Here is a 19942-nt window from a genome sequence, read left to right as displayed (position 1 = left end):
CCATGAGTATGTCTTCCATACCTTCGCATTCCCCATCCGGTAAGCTCTATGGCTGGGTTGAAAGGATCGGTAATAAAGTGCCGCACCCTTTCCTGCTTTTTATCTATTTAATTGTCATCCTGATGGTCGCGACAGCCGTGCTGTCCGCCTTTGATGTGAGCGTGCGCAGCCCGGCCGACGGCAGCATGGTGGCCGTAAAAAATCTGCTCAGCGTGGAGGGGTTGCACTGGTTTTTGCCGAACGTGATTAAAAACTTCAGCGGTTTTGCGCCGCTGGGCGCCATCCTGGCGCTGGTGTTAGGCGCGGGTCTGGCCGAACGTGTGGGTCTGCTGCCCGCGCTGATGGTGAAAATGGCCTCGCACGTCAGCGCGCGTTATGCCAGCTATATGGTGCTGTTTATTGCCTTCTTCAGCCATATCTCGTCCGACGCGGCGCTGGTGATCATGCCGCCGATGGGGGCGCTGATTTTCCTCGCCGTTGGCCGTCATCCTGTTGCGGGCCTGCTGTCGGCGATCGCAGGCGTCGGCTGTGGGTTTACCGCTAACCTGCTTATCGTGACCACCGATGTGCTGCTCTCCGGCATCAGCACGGAGGCTGCCAGCACCATCGATGCGGCCATGCACGTCAGCGTGATCGACAACTGGTACTTTATGGCCAGTTCGGTGATTGTCCTGACGATTGTCGGGGGGCTGATTACCGATAAGATCGTTGAGCCGCGCCTGGGTAAATGGGAAGGCCGGAGCGATGAAAAGCTGGAGACGCTGAGCAAAGAGCAGCAGTTCGGCCTGCGCGTCGCCGGGATCGTCTCGCTGGCGTTCATTGCGGCTGTGGCGCTGATGGTGGTGCCGGAGAATGGCGTGTTGCGCGATCCGATCAAACACACCGTACTTCCCTCGCCGTTTATTCAGGGTATTGTGCCGCTGATAATTCTCTTCTTCTTCGTCGTTTCGCTCGCCTACGGCATCGCTACCGGTAAAATCCGCCGTCAGGGAGATCTGCCGCACCTGATGATCGAGCCGATGAAGGAGATGGCGGGTTTTATCGTGATGGTGTTCCCGCTGGCGCAGTTTGTGGCCATGTTTAACTGGAGCAACATGGGCAAGTTTATGGCCGTGAGCCTGACGGACGCGCTGGAGGCGGCGGGGTTGAGCGGGGTTCCGGCGTTTGTCGGCCTGGCGCTGCTGTCGTCCCTGCTGTGCATGTTTATTGCCAGCGGGTCGGCCATCTGGTCGATTCTGGCCCCCATCTTTGTCCCCATGTTTATGATGCTCGGCTTTCATCCGGCGTTCGCCCAGATCCTGTTCCGTGTCGCCGATTCTTCGGTGATCCCGCTGGCGCCCGTGTCACCCTTCGTTCCGCTGTTTTTAGGCTTCCTGCAACGCTACAGACCGGAGGCTAAGCTGGGTACCTACTATTCGCTGGTCTTGCCCTATCCGCTTATCTTCTTAGGGGTATGGCTGGTGATGCTGGTGGCGTGGTATCTTCTCGGTCTGCCGATTGGACCGGGTATTTACCCGAGGCTGAACTAAGGAATACTGATGCTGAGATTACTCGAAGACAAGATTGCGACACCGCTGGGGCCGCTGTGGGTTATCGCGGATGAAGCGTTCAATCTTCGCGCTGTTGAGTGGGAAGAGCACAGCGACCGGATGGTTGAGCTGCTCAACATTCATTATCGCGCCGAGGGTTACGAGCGTATTACAGCCCGTAATCCTGGCGGGCTGAGCGATAAACTGACGGCCTACTTCGAGGGCGATCTCAGCATTATTAATACCCTGCCAACCGCCACGGCGGGTACCCCTTTTCAGCGCGAGGTGTGGCAGGCGCTGCGTAACATTCCCTGCGGGCAGGTGATGCACTACGGTCAGCTGGCAGAGCAGCTTGGCCGTACCGGCGCGGCGCGCGCAGTCGGTGCGGCGAATGGCTCAAATCCCGTCAGCATTGTGGTGCCTTGCCATCGCGTGATCGGGCGCAACGGCACCCTCACCGGCTATGCCGGGGGCGTACAGCGTAAAGAGTGGCTGCTGCGTCACGAAGGGTATTTTCTGCTGTAATTCCCAGGCTTTTTGTGCTTAATTTTCTTCCTGTTAGGCTAATAATCCTTAATCATTCTGTGGAATTTCAAGGAGATGGCAACTCGCTGCCGTCTCTTGTCTTTATTGGGGGTTTGCCAGACTTACGTCCTTACCAAAAAGATGTTAAAATTGACCAATATCAATTAAGGCTTGAGCAAACCTATGATCCCGGAAAAGCGAATTATACGACGCATTCAGTCTGGCGGTTGTGCTATCCATTGCCAGGATTGCAGCATCAGCCAGCTCTGTATCCCGTTTACTCTGAATGAGCATGAACTCGATCAGCTTGACAATATCATCGAGCGCAAAAAGCCTATTCAGAAAGGGCAGACGCTGTTTAAAGCGGGAGACGAACTGAAATCGCTCTATGCTATCCGTTCTGGCACCATCAAAAGCTACACCATTACCGAACAGGGCGACGAGCAGATCACTGGCTTCCATCTGGCGGGCGATTTAGTCGGCTTTGACGCCATCGGCAGTGGCCATCACCCGAGCTTTGCTCAGGCGCTGGAAACCTCTATGGTTTGTGAAATCCCGTTTGAAACGCTGGACGATCTGTCCGGTAAGATGCCGAACCTGCGACAGCAGATGATGCGTCTGATGAGCGGTGAGATCAAAGGCGATCAGGATATGATCCTGCTGCTTTCCAAAAAGAATGCCGAAGAGCGTCTGGCCGCCTTTATCTATAACCTCTCCCGCCGTTTCGCGGAACGTGGCTTCTCCCCACGCGAATTCCGTCTGACCATGACGCGTGGCGATATTGGTAACTATCTGGGCCTGACCGTGGAAACCATCAGCCGTCTGCTGGGTCGTTTCCAGAAGAGCGGAATGCTGGCGGTTAAAGGTAAGTACATCACCATTGAAAACGGTGAAGCGCTGGCCATTCTGGCGGGTCACTCACGTAACGTGGCATAACTCTCCCGGATATCTTATGCCAGGTCGATAAATTTTCATGATTATTGATCTGGCAAAAACTTCCCCCCTGTTTCATTCAAGATATATAGGTTACTCTTTTACTTACAGACTGTGGTGACAGTAGTAAGGAGACCTGTATGGCAAAGTATCAAAATATGCTGGTGGCTATCGATCCGAATCAGGACGATCAGCCAGCATTACGACGTGCTGTGTATTTACATCAACGGATTGGTGGCAAAATTAAAGCCTTTTTGCCGATTTATGACTTCTCATACGAGATGACCACCCTTCTGTCGCCTGACGAGCGCACCGCTATGCGTCAGGGAGTGATCAGCCAGCGTACCGCGTGGATCCGCGAGCAGGCGAAGTATTATCTGGAAGCGGGCGTACCTATCGATATCAAGGTGGTCTGGCACAACCGTCCTTTTGAAGCCATTATTCAGGAAGTGGTGGCCGGTGGGCATGACCTGTTGCTGAAAATGGCGCACCAGCATGACAAACTGGAATCCGTGATTTTCACCCCGACCGACTGGCACCTGCTGCGCAAATGCCCTTGTCCGGTATGGATGGTGAAAGATCAGCCGTGGCCTGAGGGCGGGAAAGCCGTCGTGGCGGTCAATCTGGCCAGCGAAGAGGATTATCACAATTCGCTGAACGAGAAGCTGGTGAAGGAGACCCTTCAGCTTGCCGACCAGGTTAACCATACCGAAGTCCATCTGGTGGGAGCCTATCCGGTTACGCCAATCAATATCGCCATCGAGCTGCCTGAATTTGACCCGAGCGTGTATAACGATGCGATTCGCGGTCAGCATCTGCTGGCCATGAAAGCGCTGCGCCAGAAATTCAGTATCGATGAGAACATGACCCACGTAGAAAAAGGGTTACCGGAAGAGGTTATTCCGGATCTGGCGGAGCATTTGCAGGCCGGGATTGTGGTGCTGGGCACCATTGGCCGGACCGGTATTTCTGCCGCGTTCCTGGGTAATACCGCCGAGCAGGTGATCGACCATCTTCGCTGCGACCTTCTGGTTATCAAGCCGGATCAGTATCAGACGCCGGTTGAACTGGACGATGAGGAAGACGATTGACCCCAAAATGAAAGCCCGCCGGTAACGGCGGGCTTTTTTTATTGCGCTTCGCTCAACCGTTGCGCCGGTGCCTCGTCGCCAGCATTCATCCAGGGCGCGTGCAGAACCATGCTCGGCAGCGCCAGCTTGATCTCCTGCTGGTTCAGCCCCTCCAGAATACGAATATTGATCTCCTGCTGAATATCCATGTACTTGTTGTAATCCGCCGTATTAACGATATGGACCACCTCGAAGGTCAGGCGATCGCGATCGAAGCCCAGGAAATGGGCGCGGTCAAACTTCGTTTCCCCGACGTCGGTAATGATCTGTTTGACCATATCACCCACTGAACGCAGTTTTTCCGGCGCCGTGTCGCTGGCGACCCCGAAGGTAAAGACGATCCGGCGCGTTTGCATCCGCTTGTAGTTATGCAGCGTCTGTTGCAGCAGGATGGCGTTCCCGCAGACAATCTGCTCCCCGCTCAGGCTACGGATACGGGTGGTTTTCAGGCCGATGTGCTCTACCGTCCCGGCGACATCGTTAAACACCACAAAATCGCCGATTTCGAACGGCTTATCAAAACCGATGGAGAGCGATGCAAACACGTCGCTCAGGATCGTTTGCACCGCGAGGGCGATAGCAATACCCCCTACCCCAAGGCTGGCAACCAGAGCAGTGATGTTGACGCCCGCGTTAGCAAGGATAGACAGCAGCATCACTGACCAGACAATGGCACGGAGGATAAGCCCCGTGATCACCAGCGTCACCGGGTTTTTATGGCTTCCCGGCGCCAGCATGACGTGACGAAGCCACGACACCACCCCCTGATCCATCCACAGCGCCACCTGGATAGCGAAGACCAGGAACCAGGCGTGGCTCACGGTACCAAAGAGATGATCCGGTAAGTCGACGAAACGCAGGCTGAACAGCAGCGCCACGACAAAAAGCAGGAAGCGGCTGGTGCGGTTAAGCATATCCGTCAGGATAAAACGCATCCGGTTGGTGGTGGGATGCTTGTCGCCCCAGGTGGTGATCCCTTTCTTAACAAAGGCGATCAGGCGCGTCAGCAGCCAGTACACCAGCAGAGTTACAAAGACTACCGTGGCGACGCCAATCCAGAATGATGGCGTCATCATCAGCGCGATGATGTCAAAGCGGGACAGAAATTGCATTACACCTCCTCGTATTACACAAAGGGTAAAGTATAGACAGAGGAGAATGGCTGACCGCAGAAATAAGAAACCGCCCCCGGGGGCGGTTTGTCAGGTTGAAGCGGAATTAAAGAGATTTCAGAATCGCATCCACGCTGGCCTTGGCGTCGCCAAACAGCATGTGGGTGTTATCTTTAAAGAACAGCGGGTTCTGCACGCCAGCATAGCCGGTGTTCATAGAGCGTTTGAAGACAATGACGTTCTGCGCCTTCCACACTTCGAGAACAGGCATACCCGCAATCGGGCTGCGCGGATCGTCCTGCGCCGCCGGGTTAACGGTGTCGTTGGCGCCAATGACCAGCACGGTGTCGGTGTCGGCGAAATCATCGTTGATCTCGTCCATTTCCAGCACGATGTCGTAAGGCACCTTCGCTTCCGCCAGCAGCACGTTCATGTGGCCTGGCAGACGCCCCGCCACCGGGTGAATACCAAAGCGAACCTTGATACCGCGCGCGCGCAGTTTCTCGGTGATTTCCGCCACCGGATACTGCGCCTGCGCCACCGCCATGCCATAGCCCGGGGTGATGATAACGGAATGCGAGTTTTTCAGCATCTCTGCGGTGTCTTCCGCACTGATTTCACGGTGTTCACCCACTTCCTCATCAGAACCGGTTGATGAACCGTCAGAACCGAAGCCACCCGCGATGACGCTGATAAACGAGCGGTTCATCGCCTTACACATGATGTAAGACAGGATCGCACCGGAAGAACCGACCAGCGCACCGGTGACAATCAGCAGGTCGTTGCTCAGCATGAAGCCTGCTGCCGCCGCTGCCCAACCGGAATAGGAGTTCAGCATGGAGACGACTACCGGCATATCTGCCCCGCCGATAGACGCCACCAAATGCCAGCCGAAGGCCAGCGCGATAATGGTCATCACCAGTAACGCCAGCACCTGCAAGCCTACGCTTTCGGTACGCACGAAGACCACCAGCAGCACAAAGGAAACGACCAGCGCCGCCAGATTCAGCTTGTGGCGGTTAGGCAGCATCAGCGGTTTGGAAGAGATCTTCCCGCGCAGTTTGCCGAACGCCACGATTGAGCCGGTGAAGGTCACCGCACCAATGAAGATGCCGAGGAACACTTCGGTCAGGTGGATGTTCACCAGAATCGGTTCCAGACCCGGTTCGTGGTACAGATAGCTGTTGAAGCCCACCAGCACCGCGGCCAGACCCACGAAGCTGTGCAGAATAGCAACCAGCTCCGGCATCTCGGTCATTTCAACGCGTTTCGCCAGACGAATACCAATCGCACCACCGATGATCATCGCCACCAGGATCCACGCCACGTTGCCGGTGTCCGGCCCAAAGATGGTGGCAATCAGCGCAATCGCCATCCCGGCGATACCAAAGTTATTTCCCTGCTGAGACGTTTCGTGTTTGGAAAGCCCCGCCAGACTGAAAATAAACAGGATTGCAGCAACAATGTATGCGGCTGTAACTAATCCTCCAGACATATGCTACCCCTTAGCCTTTACGAAACATTTTCAGCATGCGCTGAGTCACGGTGAAACCACCGAAAATATTGATACTGGCGATCAGCACTGCAATGAAGCTCAGGAAGCTGATCCAGCCGCCATGACCAATTTGCAGCAATGCCCCAACCACGATAATCCCGGAGATGGCATTGGTAACCGACATCAGCGGGGTATGCAGCGCATGGGAAACGTTCCACACGACGTAGTAACCCACCACGCAGGAGAGCGCGAAGACGGTGAAGTGGCCAAGGAACTCTTTTGGCGCGACGTCCGCCAGCCAGCCAAACAGGATAATGACCAGCGCCATGATGGCGTATTTGCGCCACGGCGACGCAGGTTTCGCTGGTTCTGCAGGCTCAGGCGCCGCTTTCGGCGCAGCCTGAGGCTGAGCGGAAACCTGTATCGGCGGTGCAGGCCAGGTGATTTCCCCTTCACGCACCACGGTCACGCCGCGCACCACCACATCATCAAAATCAACGGTGATGTTGCCGTCTTTCTCTTTGCAGAGCAGCTTCAGCAGATTAACGAGGTTCGTGCCGTACAGCTGAGAGGACTGGGTTGGCAGACGTCCTGGCAGGTCGGTATAACCGATCACCTTCACGCCGTTCGCGGTCGTCGTGACCTGATTTGGCACGGTATACTCACAGTTACCGCCGTTTTGCGCCGCCAGATCGACAATCACGCTGCCCGGCTGCATGGAATCCACCATCTCACGGGTGATCAGCTTCGGCGCCGGTTTACCCGGAATAAGCGCGGTGGTGACAATGATGTCCACCTCTTTTGCCTGCGCCGCAAAGAGCGCCATTTCCGCCTTAATAAAGGCTTCAGACATGACCTTCGCGTAACCATCACCGCTGCCCGCTTCTTCCTTGAAGTCCAGCTCAAGGAATTCGGCGCCCATACTCTGCACCTGCTCCTTCACTTCCGGCCGGGTATCAAACGCACGAACAATAGCGCCCAGGCTGTTTGCGGCCCCAATAGCGGCAAGACCTGCCACACCGGCACCAATTACCATCACCTTCGCGGGTGGTACTTTGCCTGCGGCCGTAATTTGACCGGTAAAGAAGCGACCAAACTCATGCGCAGCTTCGACAATGGCGCGATAGCCGGCAATGTTTGCCATAGAACTCAGCGCATCCAGAGACTGCGCGCGCGAAATACGCGGCACGGAATCCATCGCCATCACGGTGACACCGCGTGCCGCCAGCTTCTCCATCAGCTCCGGGTTTTGGGCTGGCCAGACAAAGCTCACAAGCGTCGTGCCCGCGTTCAGCAGTTCAATTTCATTCTCTTCCGGTGCGTTTACCTTCAGAATAATGGGTGATTGCCAGACCTCAGCACCGTCCACTACGTCCGCGCCAGCCTGAATAAAGGCCTCGTCATCGAAACTCGCCAGTTTGCCCGCGCCGCTTTCAATCGCGACGGTAAAACCCAGTTTAAGCAGTTGCTCCACCGTTTTTGGTGTTGCCGCTACGCGGGTTTCATTGGCTAACCGTTCTTTTGGTACCCCAATACGCATAGTTTTCCCTTCCATCGGTTTGTGATGATGGTTTGTCGATAATTGCCCGCGGTTCGTATCAATTTTCACCATCGCGATAACGACGGAGAATGATTAACCCCGGAAAATAAAACAGTAACAAACTTTCTATAACCTACTGAAAATAGCGCCCGTGATCTACCGCCAGAAAACACTATTTCTTATTTTATCTGTGAAAAATAAGCGATCGGGGTCACTGACAGAGATATTTACCTTAAATTCGCCTTCAGGACCGATAAATCGCGCAAGCGAAGCGGTAAAAACATGATATAGCGCCATAAAAGAACAACTCATTAACATTAAATTAACTTGTAAAAGTCATATGCTTAATCAGTTTTTCTTGTGAAACGCCTGTTTTTTCCACATATCACAAAATGTTATCGAATCAGGTCCTTTGCTGAGCACAGGCTGTGAAAAATGCCGCAGACAGCGACGGGTGTTAAATGCCATAATCGGGACCGTCTCAAATTAACAACAACACCAGTACATGGTTTGCGCAAGGCGAAGGATTATTTTTATGAAGCTTAAGAACACACTCCTGGCGTCCGCACTTCTTTCCGCGACCGCCCTGTCAGCGAATGCTGCGACAGAGTTGACGCCGGAGCAAGCGGCAGCGTTAAAACCTTTTGACCATACGGTCATTGTGGGTCGGTATAATTCCATTGGCGATGCCGTCGCCGCCGCATCAAAAGCCGCCGATAAAAACGGCGCTGCCTCGTTTTACGTTGTTGACCAGTCCGATCAGGGCAACAGCGGTAACCAGCGCGTGACTGTTGCGCTGTACAAAGAGAATGCCCCAAAGGCAGATGAACAGAAAAACCGCGTGATTAACGGCATTGTTGAACTGCCGAAAGATCAGGCTGTTCAGCTGGAACCGTATGACACCGTGACCGTTCAGGGCTTCTACCGCAGCCAGCCTGAAGTTAACGATGCCATCACCAAAGCCGCGAGAGAAAAAGGCGCTTACGCGTTTTATATCGTGCGTCAGGTTGATGCCAACCAGGGCGGAAACCAGCGCATTACCGCCTTCATCTATAAGCAAGATGCGAAAAAACGCGTAGTGCAAAGCCCGGATGCGATTCCAGCGGATTCAGAAGCCGGTCGTGCTGCGTTAGCAAAAGGCGGTGAAGAAGCGAAGAAAGTTGAAATTCCGGGCGTAGCAACGTCTGCGGCACCAAGCGCAGAAGTGGGTCGTTTCTTTGAAACCCAATCCACCAAAGGCGGTCGTTATACCGTTACGTTACCAGACGGCACGAAAATTGAAGAGCTGAACAAAGCCACTGCCGCGCAGATGGTGCCGTTCGACAGCATCAAGTTTACGGGCAACTATGGCAACATGACAGAAATCTCCTATCAGGTGGCGAAGCGTGCTGCGAAGAAAGGCGCGAAGTATTACCACATCACCCGCCAGTGGCAGGAACGTGGCAACAACCTGACCATCAGTGCCGATCTGTACAAGTAACAAAACGGTTTCATAAAGGCGGCGCAGTGCCGCCTTTTTTGTTACTTTTTTTCTGATTTCTGCCCCATGTCATTGCATGCATCCGTCACACTCCGTAAAATCCCGCGCCTTAGCGTGATCCACCATTTTTATGCGCCTTAGCGAAATAATTATTCTGGATTTGGACTTTTCATAACAGGAAGCCAATGGAAAAGAAACTTGGCCTGAGTGCGTTAACTGCACTTGTATTGAGCTCAATGCTGGGCGCGGGCGTATTCAGTTTGCCGCAGAACATGGCGGCCGTCGCCAGCCCGGCCGCATTACTGATTGGCTGGGGCATCACCGGCGTCGGGATTTTGTTGCTGGCGTTCGCCATGCTGCTGCTGACGCGTATCCGACCGGATCTGGACGGCGGAATATTCACTTACGCCCGTGAAGGTTTTGGCGAGCTGATTGGCTTCTGCTCCGCCTGGGGCTACTGGCTGTGCGCGGTGATCGCCAACGTCTCCTATCTGGTTATCGTCTTCTCGGCGCTCAGTTTCTTTACCGATACGCCCGAACTGCGCCTGTTTGGTGACGGCAATACCTGGCAGTCCATCGTCGGCGCCTCGGTGCTGCTGTGGATTGTTCACTGGTTGATTATGCGCGGCGTTCAGACCGCGGCCAGCATTAACCTGGTGGCGACGCTGGCCAAGCTGGTGCCGCTTGGCCTGTTCGTCGTGCTGGCCTTCCTCGCCTTCCGTCTCGATGTCTTTACGCTCGATTTCAGCGGTATTGCGTTGGGCGTTCCCGTCTGGGAGCAGGTGAAAAATACCATGCTGATTACCCTGTGGGTGTTCATCGGTGTTGAAGGTGCCGTCGTGGTCTCTGCCCGCGCGCGTAACAAACGCGACGTGGGACGCGCCACGCTGCTGGCCGTCCTGGCGGCGCTGGGCGTTTATCTGCTGGTGACGCTGCTGTCGCTCGGTGTGGTGGCCCGCCCTGAACTGGCGGAGATGCGTAATCCGTCCATGGCCGGGCTGATGGTGAAAATGCTCGGTCCCTGGGGTGATGTGGTTATCGCGGCGGGTTTGATTGTCTCCGTCTGCGGCGCGTACCTGAGCTGGACCATTATGGCAGCGGAAGTTCCGTTCCTGGCCGCCACGCACAAAGCGTTCCCGCGCCTGTTTGCCCGTCAGAATAAAAACAGTGCGCCATCGGCCTCTCTGTGGCTCACCAACATCAGCGTGCAGGTCTGTCTGGTGCTGATCTGGCTCACAGGTTCGGACTATAACACGCTGCTGACCATCGCCTCCGAGATGATTCTGGTACCCTATTTCTTAGTGGGCGCATATTTGCTAAAAATTGCGACCCGCCCGGCACACTATGCGGTAGGCGTAGGTGCCTGTATTTACGGTCTATGGTTATTGTATGCTTCCGGCCCGATGCATCTGCTGCTGTCCGTGGTGCTCTACGCGCCAGGCCTGCTGGTGTTTATCTACGCTCGCCGTACGCATCAGCTTGATAATGCCCTTAAGCGCCGCGAAATGGCGTTGATAGGTTTGCTGTTAGTCGCTGCCGTACCGGCAACGTGGATGTTAATGGGATAGCGCCGCCTGTCCCATTGTTGAACTGAAAAGGAGATTACGATGGGACACACGCAGCAACGCCCAATATTGATCACTGGCGCAGGCCGTCGCATCGGCCTCGCCCTCGCCCATCACTTTCTCAATCTTCGCCATCCGGTTATCGTCAGTTACCGCACGGAATATCCCTCCATTGAAGGGCTACGACATGCCGGAGCCGTCTGCATTCAGGCGGATTTCTCCACGGATGAAGGTATTCTTGCTTTCGCGGAAAAAGTGAAATCGACCACCCCCGGGCTGCGGGCGGTTATTCACAACGCCAGTACCTGGCTTCCTGAAAAAGCAGGACATTCGCTCAGCGAAACGCTCGCCTGCATGATGCAGATCCACGTTAATGCGCCTTATCTGCTCAACCATGCCCTACAGGATCTGCTACGCGGACACGGCCATGCCGCAGGCGACATTATCCATTTCACCGATTACGTGGTGGAGCGAGGCAGCGATAAACACATCGCCTACGCGGCCAGCAAAGCCGCGCTGGATAATATGACTCGCTCGTTCGCGCGCAAGCTGGCCCCCGAGGTAAAAGTCAACGCGATTGCCCCGGCGATGATTTTATTTAACGAGGGCGATGATGCCGAGTATCGTCAGCAGGCGCTTAACAAATCGTTGATGAAAATTGCGCCCGGCGAGAAAGAGGTGATCGACCTGATCGATTATCTGCTGACCAGCTGTTACGTCACGGGAAGGACGTTTGCCGTGGACGGTGGCCGCCCGCTGCGCTAGTGAAAGCGGCTCCAGAAGAAGATGAGCACCCAGGCGCTGAGGCTCCAGCAGACCACCGCCCCGCCCAGCGCCAGGGGCAGACGCAGAAAACCGGTGAAGTACCACAGCGACAGCAGATAGATGAAATACGGGATGATTGACCACATCCCGAATACAATGGTGGCACGCAGCGCCTCTATACCCCGCTCAGAGGCCACAATATAGTGCGCGATTAACGCAAAGGTGGGAAACAGCGGGATAAGCCCGGCAATGTAGTAGTTCTTCGTTTTAGCCAGCACCCCAATCAGCAGCACGACCAGCGCACCCAGCGCGGCTTTGATCAACAGCCCCATTCTTTTCCCTTAACAATCAAATAACATTCCCGTGCAGGATAACGGAACTCCGGCTAATTATGAAAGATTAATGGAAGGTTAAGGTTGTGCGGTGTATGTTGACGTTTTTCGCGATGACAGACGTAGTATGAATAAGATTGTTTATGTTGAAGATGAACCCGAAGTGGGTCAATTGATCGCCGCTTATCTGGGTAAACATGATATTGAAGTGGTTGTCGAACCTCGTGGCGATCGCGCTGAAGACGTCGTCACCCGCGAAAATCCGGACCTGGTGTTGCTGGACATTATGCTGCCCGGAAAAGATGGCATGACGCTTTGCCGGGATCTGCGCGCGAAATGGGACGGCCCGATCGTGCTGCTGACCTCTCTCGACAGCGATATGAATCATATTCTGTCCCTTGAGATGGGCGCGAATGACTACATCCTGAAAACCACGCCGCCGGCGGTCCTGCTTGCCCGTTTGCGCCTTCATCTGCGTCAGCGTGCCAGCGCTGAGCGTGAAGCGCCTGCGCCCTCTTTAACGCCGCATAAGGCGATGCGGTTCGGCACGCTTTCTATCGACCCGGTCAACCGACAGGTTATGCTTTCCGGGGAGCTGATTGCGCTCTCAACCGCAGATTTTGACCTGCTGTGGGAGCTGGCAACTCATGCCGGGCAAATTATGGACCGGGATGCATTGCTGAAAAATCTGCGCGGCGTAAGTTACGACGGAATGGATCGTAGCGTTGATGTGGCGATTTCTCGCCTGCGAAAAAAACTGCAGGACAGCGCCACCGAGCCCTACCGCATTAAAACCGTACGTAATAAGGGCTACCTGTTTGCCCCGCACGCATGGGAAACCTGAAAAAAAACTACACAGTAAATTTCGAAAAATAACTTGCGATGCATAAGGATTGTTATCGGTATACGTCGTAAGTTTTCGATTATATGCATCGTTAGTCATGAAATATCCCTTGATCACATTCCTCTTACCTGTTCAATTTCGATGTGCATTTTTCGCGTAAACAAAAGTAGCTCTAATGTATTTCATTGCTATAGTACAATATATATTCAGCAGTTCAGGAACCATTATCGATCAAAAATCCGTCACTTAAATGCACATTGTGTTAAAAATGAACTTTACAATTGACTAAATTATTATCTTATCCTTATGAAAACAAAGGGGATATAGTTAGCATATAAATAATATCGATCTTTTTCAATAGCTTACGTGTTTGCAGAAATCTAATTCTCATGCTAAACCTTATACTCTCTCAATTATTTAATGAACGAGGTATAGCAATGTCATGGAGAGTCATTAGCTCGGTAATTTGTCCTAACACGGGAATCGTTTATTCAAGCATCTTGGGACTCAAGTTCTTGAAACTCATCATTTGGTATGAAAGCGATGTCTATTTGTACCCCGGCGATAGGATATATCCGACAAAGAATGGCGTCTTCATTAATGGTGTTTTCAAGCCAATATCGATATACAACATCTCCCCTTACAACGAGATGTTATGGAGTGAAATTAAAAACAAGATGGCCTGCCCATACAATCGAAACCAGGAAGAGGAGATATGTACCTACGCGGTGCATTGCAACGCGCGTAAGTGTCCGCATGGGTTTGCCACGAATCCACTGATTGTCAGCACAGTCAAATCCAGACATTAACGAATGTTGGTAATGTTCAGGTTACAAAGATAAGTATCTTTGTCGCACCGTTTGCGCCGGATACCTCTCACTGGTAAACGCCATAAATAAAGCCACCCGCAGGTGGCCTTTGTTATTGTTATTCTGATTCACAAATACTCTCAATCGCAAATAAACTCGTATAGCGAAGCGTAAACGGATTACCCGGGCATTGATGGAATAAAGCGATGCCGTGTTTTATTACCTTTCGACGATTACCCCTTTTCAACGCATCATGCCTGACTTGCGCCCATAGCGACCCTGCTGGTAAAAGACGTGTAGTGAAGCCCCTGTTTCGGTGAAATTAATGAAGAAGCTGTTTGTTCAGTTTTATTTACTGCTGTTTGTCTGCTTTCTGGTGATGACCATGCTGGTCGGGCTGGTCTATAAGTTCACCGCAGAGCGTGCGGGCAGACAATCCCTGGACGATCTGATGAAAAGCTCGCTCTACCTGATGCGTAGCGAGCTGCGCGAAATTCCTCCGCATGACTGGGCACGTACGTTAAAAGAGCTGGATCTGAATCTGTCGTTTGATCTGCGTATCGAACCCATGAAGGATTTTGATTTAGCGCCGCCGGCGATGCAGCGTTTGCGCGACGGAGACATCGTCGCCCTGGACGAGAAATATACCTTCATTCAGCGTATTCCGCGCAGCCACTATGTCCTGGCCGTCGGGCCAGTGCCCTATCTCTATTACCTGCACCAGATGCGCCTGCTGGATCTCGCCCTGCTGGGCTTTATTGCCATCTCGCTCGCTTTCCCTGTGTTCATCTGGATGCGACCGCACTGGCAGGACATGCTGAAACTGGAATCCGCCGCACAGCGTTTTGGGGAGGGTCATTTAACTGAACGCATACATTTCGACAGTGGTTCCAGTTTTGACCGTCTCGGTATTGCCTTTAACCAGATGGCCGATAACATCAACGCCCTGATTGCCAGCAAGAAGCAGCTTATCGACGGCATTGCGCATGAACTGCGCACTCCGCTGGTACGCCTGCGTTATCGCCTGGAGATGAGCGAGAACCTCACCGCCGCAGAATCGCAGGCCCTCAATCGGGATATTGGCCAGCTTGAAGCGCTGATTGAAGAGCTGCTGACCTATGCCCGCCTCGATCGGCCTCAGACGGAGTTGCACCTCAGTACGCCGGATCTTCCCGTCTGGCTACAGACGCATATTAACGATGTGCAGAGCGTTAACCCTCAGCGAAAACTGCTTACAGCCATTACCCCCGGCGCGTACGGCGCGCTGGACATGCGCCTGATGGAACGCGTGCTGGATAATCTGATGAACAACGCCATGCGCTACAGCGAAACCACGCTGCGCATAGGTTTAGATTTGCAGGGGAGCCAGGCAATTCTGTGTGTGGAAGACGATGGCCCCGGTATTGAGCCAGCGGAGCGTGAAAAAGTTTTCGAGCCGTTTGTGCGCCTCGACCCCAGCCGCGACCGTGCTACCGGCGGCTGTGGTCTGGGGCTGGCTATTGTCCGTTCTATTGCCCAGGCGATGGGCGGTTCGGTTCGCTGCGAAGCGAGCGAGCTGGGCGGGGCCCGGTTCGTCTTTAGCTGGCCGATCTATCACAACATTCCTCTTCCCGTACCTGCCTGAACTAAACCGCACGCTGGCCTGACCCGGCGTGTTGTGCTATATCAGTAGTATGTTGTAACTAATTAAGGGCTATTATGGCGACTTACGATCTCATCGAAAGGCTTAACACCACATTTCGGGAAATAGAGCAGGCGTTACTGACCCTGACGGCGCAACTACAGGGCTGCCGCCTGCTGGCCGCCCGCGTCTTTTCCCTGCCCGAGGTGGCGAAAGGCGCGGAACACGACCCGCTGAACACCATTGAGGTAACGCAGCATATCGGTAAAGTGGCGCTGGAACTGACGTTGCAGCACTATCGCCGCCTTTTCATCCAGCAGCAGTCCGAAAATCGCAGCAGTAAGGCCGCCGTTCGCCTGCCCGGCGTCATCTGTCTGCAAACGGATACCGCAACGCGTGAAGCCATTGAGGCGCAAATTACGCATATTAATACGCTGAAAGCCGCCTTCGAGAAAATCGTGACCGTTGAGTCCGGGCTGGCACCGGCTGCCCGTTTTGAATGGGTGCATCGCCAGCTTCCGGGGCTGATCACCCTGAATGCTTACCGTACGCTGACGGTACTGCGCCACCCCGCCACGCTGCGCTTCGGCTGGGCCAACAAGCACATCATTAAAAACTTCACGCGCGACGAGATCCTGGCTCAGCTGGAGAAAAGCCTGAAATCGCCGCGAACGGTCGCCCCGTGGTCGCGGGAACAGTGGATTGAACGGCTGGAGCAGGAGTACCACAGCATTGCCTCCCTGCCGGCTGATACCCGTCTTAAAATAAAGCGTCCGGTGAAGGTGCAGCCTATCGCTCGTGTCTGGTATGCCGGACAGCAAAAGCAGGTGCAATACGCCTGCCCGACACCGCTGATTGCGCTCTACGATGCCGATCAGGGTGCGGTGGTGCCGGATATCGGAGAACTGCTGAACTACGATGCTGAAAACGTTCAGCATCGCTATAAACCCCAGGCACAGCCGCTACAGCTGATTATCCCGCGGCTGCACCTGTATGTGGCGCAGTGATTACCTGATGCTGCCCACCATCGCTTCCGGGCGGACCCAGGCATCAAACTCGGCGTCCGTCAGGTAGCCCAGCGCCAGCGCAGAGGCTTTCAGGGTAAGCCCCTCTTTGTGCGCTTTTTTAGCGATTTCGGCCGCTTTGTCATAACCAATATGGGTGTTTAGCGCCGTGACCAGCATCAGGGACTCATTCAGCAGTTGGCTGATTCGCTCGCGATTAGGCTCAATGCCCACCGCGCAGTGCTCGTTAAAGCTCTCCATGCCATCGGCCAGCAGACGAATCGATTGCAGTACGTTGTGGATCACCATCGGGCGATAGACGTTAAGCTCGAAGTTACCCGACGCGCCGCCCATGTTGACCGCAACGTCATTACCCATCACCTGACAGCACAGCATGGTCATGGCTTCGCACTGCGTCGGGTTTACTTTACCCGGCATAATGGAGCTACCCGGCTCGTTTTCCGGAATGCTGATTTCGCCGATGCCGCAGCGCGGGCCGGAGGCCAGCCAGCGCACGTCGTTGGCGATTTTCATCAGCGAGGCTGCCAGCCCTTTCAGCGCGCCATGGGTATGGACCAGCGCATCACAGGTCGCCAGCGCTTCGAATTTATTCGGGGCGGTAACAAACGGCTGCCCGGTGATCTTCGCCAGCTCTTCGGCCACGCGCACCGCGTACTCGGGATGGGTGTTTAACCCGGTGCCAACCGCCGTTCCGCCGAGCGCCAGCTCCGCCAGATGCGGCAGGCTGTTGTCTATATGCTTAAGATTGTGCTCCAGCATCGCCACCCAGCCGGAGATCTCCTGGCCAAGCGTCAGCGGCGTGGCGTCCTGCAGGTGCGTACGACCAATTTTTACAATGTCGCTGAAAGCCTGCGCTTTCTCGTTAAGCGTAGATTTGAGCACGTTGAGTTGCGGGATAAGCTGCTCGCGGATAGCGATGACGGCCGCCACGTGCATGGCCGTCGGGAACACGTCGTTGGAACTCTGGCTTTTATTCACGTCATCGTTCGGGTGAACCTTCCGCTCCATGCCGCGCACGCCGCCAAGGAGCTCGCTTGCGCGGTTCGCCAGCACCTCGTTCATGTTCATGTTGCTCTGGGTGCCTGAGCCGGTCTGCCAGATGGCAAGGGGGAATTCGTCGGGATGTTTGCCCGCCAGCACTTCGTCGGCGGCATTGATGATGGCCGAGGCTTTATCGGCATCCAGCAGGCCCAGATCCTGATTAACTTTGGCGGCAGCACGTTTGGTCAACGCCAGCGCCTGGATTAGCGAGACGGGCATTTTCTCTGTCGAAATGCGGAAATGCTCCAGCGAACGCTGGGTTTGCGCGCCCCATAGCTTGTCGGCCGGGACGTCGATGGCGCCCATGGAGTCTTTCTCGCGGCGATTCATTGTCATTACTTACTCCTTGATAACAAAGATGGGATTGCTCACATGCTTAAGAGATAAGTATTGATGACTTCTGAGAAACGTTATGGCGCTTTGTGCGCTCTTTTTGATGTCGGGTGGCGGCTGCGCCTTACCCGACCTACGAGGATGTAGGCCGGGTAAGCGTCAGCGCCACCCGGCAATTTGCAGAATTACTTCACACACGCCGAACACTGGGAAGACTGGATCTGTTTGAAGAAGTCGTTACCTTTGTCATCCACAAGAATGAACGCCGGGAAGTCTTCCACTTCAATTTTCCAGATCGCTTCCATACCCAGTTCCGGGTACTCCACGCACTCCAGGCTCTTGATACTGCCCTGCGCCAGCACCGCTGCCGGGCCGCCTATGCTGCCGAGGTAGAAGCCGCCGTGCTTGTGGCACGCGTCCGTCACCTGCTGGCTGCGGTTGCCTTTCGCCAGCATGATCATGCTGCCACCGTTGGCCTGCAACTGGTCGACGTAGGAGTCCATACGGCCCGCCGTGGTTGGGCCTAACGAGCCGGAAGCATACCCATCAGGCGTTTTTGCCGGGCCTGCGTAGTAGATCGGGTGATCTTTAATGTACTGCGGCAGCCCTTCACCGTTGTCCATGCGCTCTTTCAGCTTCGCATGGGCGATGTCGCGGCCCACGATAATCGTCCCGTTCAGGGAAAGGCGCGTTGAAACCGGATACTGCGAAAGCTGCGCCAGGATCTCCTTCATCGGGCGATTCAGGTCAACGCGTACCGCTTCGCCCTCACCCGCTTTACGCAGTTCTTCAGGGATGTATTTGCCCGGGTTGTTCTCCAGCTTTTCGATCCAGATGCCGTCGCGGTTGATCTTCGCTTTGATGTTACGATCCGCAGAGCACGACACGCCCATCCCCACTGGACAAGATGCACCGTGGCGCGGGAGGCGGATCACGCGAATGTCATGCGCGAAGTATTTGCCGCCAAACTGCGCGCCCAGCCCCAGATTCTGCGCTTCGGCCAGCAATTCCTGCTCAAGCTGCACGTCGCGGAACGCCTGACCATGTTCGTTACCTTCCGTTGGCAGGCCATCGTAGTATTTGGTTGAGGCCAGCTTAACGGTTTTCAGGGTGCTTTCAGCAGACGTGCCGCCAATCACAAACGCGATATGGTACGGCGGGCAGGCCGCAGTGCCGAGGGTGCGCATCTTCTCAACCAGATAGTTCTTCAGCTTGCCCGGGGTAAGCAGCGCTTTGGTTTCCTGGTAAAGATAGGTTTTGTTGGCTGAACCGCCGCCTTTGGCAATGCAGAGGAATTTGTACTCGTCACCGTCGACGCTGTAGAGGTCAATCTGCGCAGGCAGGTTGGTGCCGGTGTTCACCTCTTTGTACATATCCAGCGCCGCGTTTTGCGAATAGCGCAGGTTGTCTTCGGTATAGGTGTTGTAGACGCCGCGCGCAAGCGCCGCTTCGTCACCGCCGCCGGTCCAGACGCGCTGGCCTTTTTTACCGGTGATAATCGCCGTGCCGGTGTCCTGGCAGGTCGGCAGAATGCCTTTCGCCGCGATATCAGAGTTACGCAGGAATTGCAGGGCAACGTATTTGTCGTTCTCGCTGGCTTCCGGGTCGCTCAGAATATCGGCAACCTGCTGCTGATGCGCCGGACGGAGCATAAAGGAAGCATCGTGGAAGGCTTGCTGCGCCAGCAGCGTCAGCGCCTGCGGGTCAACTTTGAGGATCTCCTGCCCTTCAAACTCAGAGACAGAAACGTAATCGCGGGTTAACAGGTAATACTCGGTCCGATCCTGACTGAGGGGGAAAGGATCCTGATAATGGAAGGGTTTATTCGACATTGTTCTCTCACTTACTGCTTCGGTCTGTTTA

The 19942-nt window shown here is 54.6% G+C and carries 17 protein-coding genes; 11 read left to right on the top strand and 6 right to left on the bottom strand.

All coding sequences use genetic code 11. The features are described from left to right. Window positions 1-2 precede the first annotated feature (2 nt). From abgT to uspE, 4 genes are all read left to right on the top strand, one after another. Window positions 3-1529 (top strand): p-aminobenzoyl-glutamate transporter, encoded by a 1527-nt coding sequence (gene abgT / locus BFV65_RS09240; protein WP_069596500.1) that lies wholly within the window; start codon window positions 3-5, stop codon window positions 1527-1529. Window positions 1530-1538: 9 nt separating this feature from the next. After that, entirely contained in the window at window positions 1539-2054 is a 516-nt protein-coding gene (ogt, locus tag BFV65_RS09235) for a methylated-DNA--[protein]-cysteine S-methyltransferase (protein WP_069596499.1), read from the top strand. Between the two features lie 183 nt (window positions 2055-2237). Then, a complete protein-coding gene (fnr, locus tag BFV65_RS09230) occupies window positions 2238-2990 on the top strand; it encodes a fumarate/nitrate reduction transcriptional regulator Fnr (protein ID WP_000611906.1) in 753 nt (250 codons plus the stop codon). A 137-nt stretch (window positions 2991-3127) separates the two neighbouring features. Then, window positions 3128-4078 carry a universal stress protein UspE gene (gene uspE, locus BFV65_RS09225; protein ID WP_003857535.1) on the top strand — a complete coding sequence of 317 codons (951 nt, stop codon included), beginning with the start codon at window positions 3128-3130 and terminating at the stop codon, window positions 4076-4078. Window positions 4079-4116: 38 nt separating this feature from the next. On the opposite strand, the gene BFV65_RS09220 is transcribed toward uspE, so the two are convergent. The 3 genes from BFV65_RS09220 to pntA all read right to left on the bottom strand — a co-directional run bounded on the left by BFV65_RS09220 (window position 4117) and on the right by pntA (window position 8264). After that, on the bottom strand, window positions 4117-5229 hold the full coding sequence (locus BFV65_RS09220) for a mechanosensitive ion channel family protein (protein ID WP_022647940.1): 1113 nt from the start codon (window positions 5227-5229) through the stop codon (window positions 4117-4119). 106 nt (window positions 5230-5335) lie between these two features. Beyond that, window positions 5336-6724 carry a Re/Si-specific NAD(P)(+) transhydrogenase subunit beta gene (gene pntB / locus BFV65_RS09215; RefSeq protein ID WP_022647939.1) on the bottom strand — a complete coding sequence of 463 codons (1389 nt, stop codon included), beginning with the start codon at window positions 6722-6724 and terminating at the stop codon, window positions 5336-5338. A gap of 10 nt (window positions 6725-6734) precedes the next feature. Further along, window positions 6735-8264 carry a Re/Si-specific NAD(P)(+) transhydrogenase subunit alpha gene (gene pntA / locus BFV65_RS09210; RefSeq protein WP_069596498.1) on the bottom strand — a complete coding sequence of 510 codons (1530 nt, stop codon included), beginning with the start codon at window positions 8262-8264 and terminating at the stop codon, window positions 6735-6737. A 535-nt stretch (window positions 8265-8799) separates the two neighbouring features. Here pntA and ydgH point away from each other — a divergent pair. From ydgH to folM, 3 genes are all read left to right on the top strand, one after another. After that, window positions 8800-9744 carry a DUF1471 family protein YdgH gene (gene ydgH / locus BFV65_RS09205; RefSeq protein WP_022647937.1) on the top strand — a complete coding sequence of 315 codons (945 nt, stop codon included), beginning with the start codon at window positions 8800-8802 and terminating at the stop codon, window positions 9742-9744. A gap of 185 nt (window positions 9745-9929) precedes the next feature. Beyond that, a complete protein-coding gene (locus BFV65_RS09200; protein WP_063841947.1) occupies window positions 9930-11312 on the top strand; it encodes an amino acid permease in 1383 nt (460 codons plus the stop codon). Window positions 11313-11351: 39 nt separating this feature from the next. Next, a complete protein-coding gene (gene folM / locus BFV65_RS09195) occupies window positions 11352-12074 on the top strand; it encodes a dihydromonapterin reductase (protein WP_022647935.1) in 723 nt (240 codons plus the stop codon). On the opposite strand, the gene BFV65_RS09190 is transcribed toward folM, so the two are convergent. Continuing rightward, window positions 12071-12406: a GlpM family protein gene (locus tag BFV65_RS09190; RefSeq protein WP_022647934.1), complete on the bottom strand. Its 336-nt coding sequence runs from the start codon at window positions 12404-12406 to the stop codon at window positions 12071-12073. The genes folM and BFV65_RS09190 overlap by 4 nt on opposite strands. Before the next feature lie 127 nt (window positions 12407-12533). Here BFV65_RS09190 and rstA point away from each other — a divergent pair, with 127 nt between their 5' ends. The 4 genes from rstA (at window position 12534) to tus (ending at window position 16687) form a co-directional block, all read left to right on the top strand. Continuing rightward, window positions 12534-13250: a two-component system response regulator RstA gene (rstA, locus tag BFV65_RS09185; RefSeq protein WP_032671147.1), complete on the top strand. Its 717-nt coding sequence runs from the start codon at window positions 12534-12536 to the stop codon at window positions 13248-13250. 389 nt (window positions 13251-13639) lie between these two features. Next, window positions 13640-14059: an anti-adapter protein IraM gene (iraM, locus tag BFV65_RS09180; protein WP_048966459.1), complete on the top strand. Its 420-nt coding sequence runs from the start codon at window positions 13640-13642 to the stop codon at window positions 14057-14059. Window positions 14060-14384: 325 nt separating this feature from the next. After that, a complete protein-coding gene (gene rstB, locus BFV65_RS09175) occupies window positions 14385-15683 on the top strand; it encodes a two-component system sensor histidine kinase RstB (protein ID WP_063145994.1) in 1299 nt (432 codons plus the stop codon). A 74-nt stretch (window positions 15684-15757) separates the two neighbouring features. Continuing rightward, the gene (gene tus, locus BFV65_RS09170; RefSeq protein ID WP_022647930.1) at window positions 15758-16687 is read left to right on the top strand and encodes a DNA replication terminus site-binding protein; all 930 of its coding nucleotides are present in this window, start codon (window positions 15758-15760) and stop codon (window positions 16685-16687) included. Here tus and fumC read toward each other — a convergent pair whose 3' ends face one another. Both fumC and fumA read right to left on the bottom strand, forming a co-directional pair. Further along, window positions 16688-18082 (bottom strand): class II fumarate hydratase, encoded by a 1395-nt coding sequence (gene fumC, locus BFV65_RS09165; RefSeq protein WP_069596497.1) that lies wholly within the window; start codon window positions 18080-18082, stop codon window positions 16688-16690. Between the two features lie 182 nt (window positions 18083-18264). Next, on the bottom strand, window positions 18265-19911 hold the full coding sequence (fumA, locus tag BFV65_RS09160; RefSeq protein ID WP_069596496.1) for a class I fumarate hydratase FumA: 1647 nt from the start codon (window positions 19909-19911) through the stop codon (window positions 18265-18267). Between the last annotated feature and the right edge of the window lie 31 nt (window positions 19912-19942).

This window comes from Enterobacter hormaechei subsp. hoffmannii (assembly GCF_001729745.1).
GTDB classification, from domain to species: domain Bacteria; phylum Pseudomonadota; class Gammaproteobacteria; order Enterobacterales; family Enterobacteriaceae; genus Enterobacter; species Enterobacter intestinihominis.
Note: the sequence above shows the minus strand (reverse complement) of the source record. Positions and strands in the feature narration are given on the sequence as shown.

Excerpts from the sequence above, each read along its gene's own strand:
- pntB (WP_022647939.1), bottom strand. The coding sequence starts at position 6,724 with ATGTCTGGAGGATTAGTTACAGCCGCATACATTGTTGCTGCAATCCTG.
- rstA (WP_032671147.1), top strand. The coding sequence starts at position 12,534 with ATGAATAAGATTGTTTATGTTGAAGATGAACCCGAAGTGGGTCAATTG.
- iraM (WP_048966459.1), top strand. The coding sequence starts at position 13,640 with ATGCTAAACCTTATACTCTCTCAATTATTTAATGAACGAGGTATAGCA.
- folM (WP_022647935.1), top strand. The coding sequence starts at position 11,352 with ATGGGACACACGCAGCAACGCCCAATATTGATCACTGGCGCAGGCCGT.
- BFV65_RS09220 (WP_022647940.1), bottom strand. The coding sequence starts at position 5,229 with ATGCAATTTCTGTCCCGCTTTGACATCATCGCGCTGATGATGACGCCA.
- pntA (WP_069596498.1), bottom strand. The coding sequence starts at position 8,264 with ATGCGTATTGGGGTACCAAAAGAACGGTTAGCCAATGAAACCCGCGTA.
- rstB (WP_063145994.1), top strand. The coding sequence starts at position 14,385 with ATGAAGAAGCTGTTTGTTCAGTTTTATTTACTGCTGTTTGTCTGCTTT.
- BFV65_RS09190 (WP_022647934.1), bottom strand. The coding sequence starts at position 12,406 with ATGGGGCTGTTGATCAAAGCCGCGCTGGGTGCGCTGGTCGTGCTGCTG.
- uspE (WP_003857535.1), top strand. The coding sequence starts at position 3,128 with ATGGCAAAGTATCAAAATATGCTGGTGGCTATCGATCCGAATCAGGAC.
- fumA (WP_069596496.1), bottom strand. The coding sequence starts at position 19,911 with ATGTCGAATAAACCCTTCCATTATCAGGATCCTTTCCCCCTCAGTCAG.
- abgT (WP_069596500.1), top strand. The coding sequence starts at position 3 with ATGAGTATGTCTTCCATACCTTCGCATTCCCCATCCGGTAAGCTCTAT.
- ogt (WP_069596499.1), top strand. The coding sequence starts at position 1,539 with ATGCTGAGATTACTCGAAGACAAGATTGCGACACCGCTGGGGCCGCTG.
- ydgH (WP_022647937.1), top strand. The coding sequence starts at position 8,800 with ATGAAGCTTAAGAACACACTCCTGGCGTCCGCACTTCTTTCCGCGACC.
- tus (WP_022647930.1), top strand. The coding sequence starts at position 15,758 with ATGGCGACTTACGATCTCATCGAAAGGCTTAACACCACATTTCGGGAA.
- fumC (WP_069596497.1), bottom strand. The coding sequence starts at position 18,082 with ATGACAATGAATCGCCGCGAGAAAGACTCCATGGGCGCCATCGACGTC.
- BFV65_RS09200 (WP_063841947.1), top strand. The coding sequence starts at position 9,930 with ATGGAAAAGAAACTTGGCCTGAGTGCGTTAACTGCACTTGTATTGAGC.
- fnr (WP_000611906.1), top strand. The coding sequence starts at position 2,238 with ATGATCCCGGAAAAGCGAATTATACGACGCATTCAGTCTGGCGGTTGT.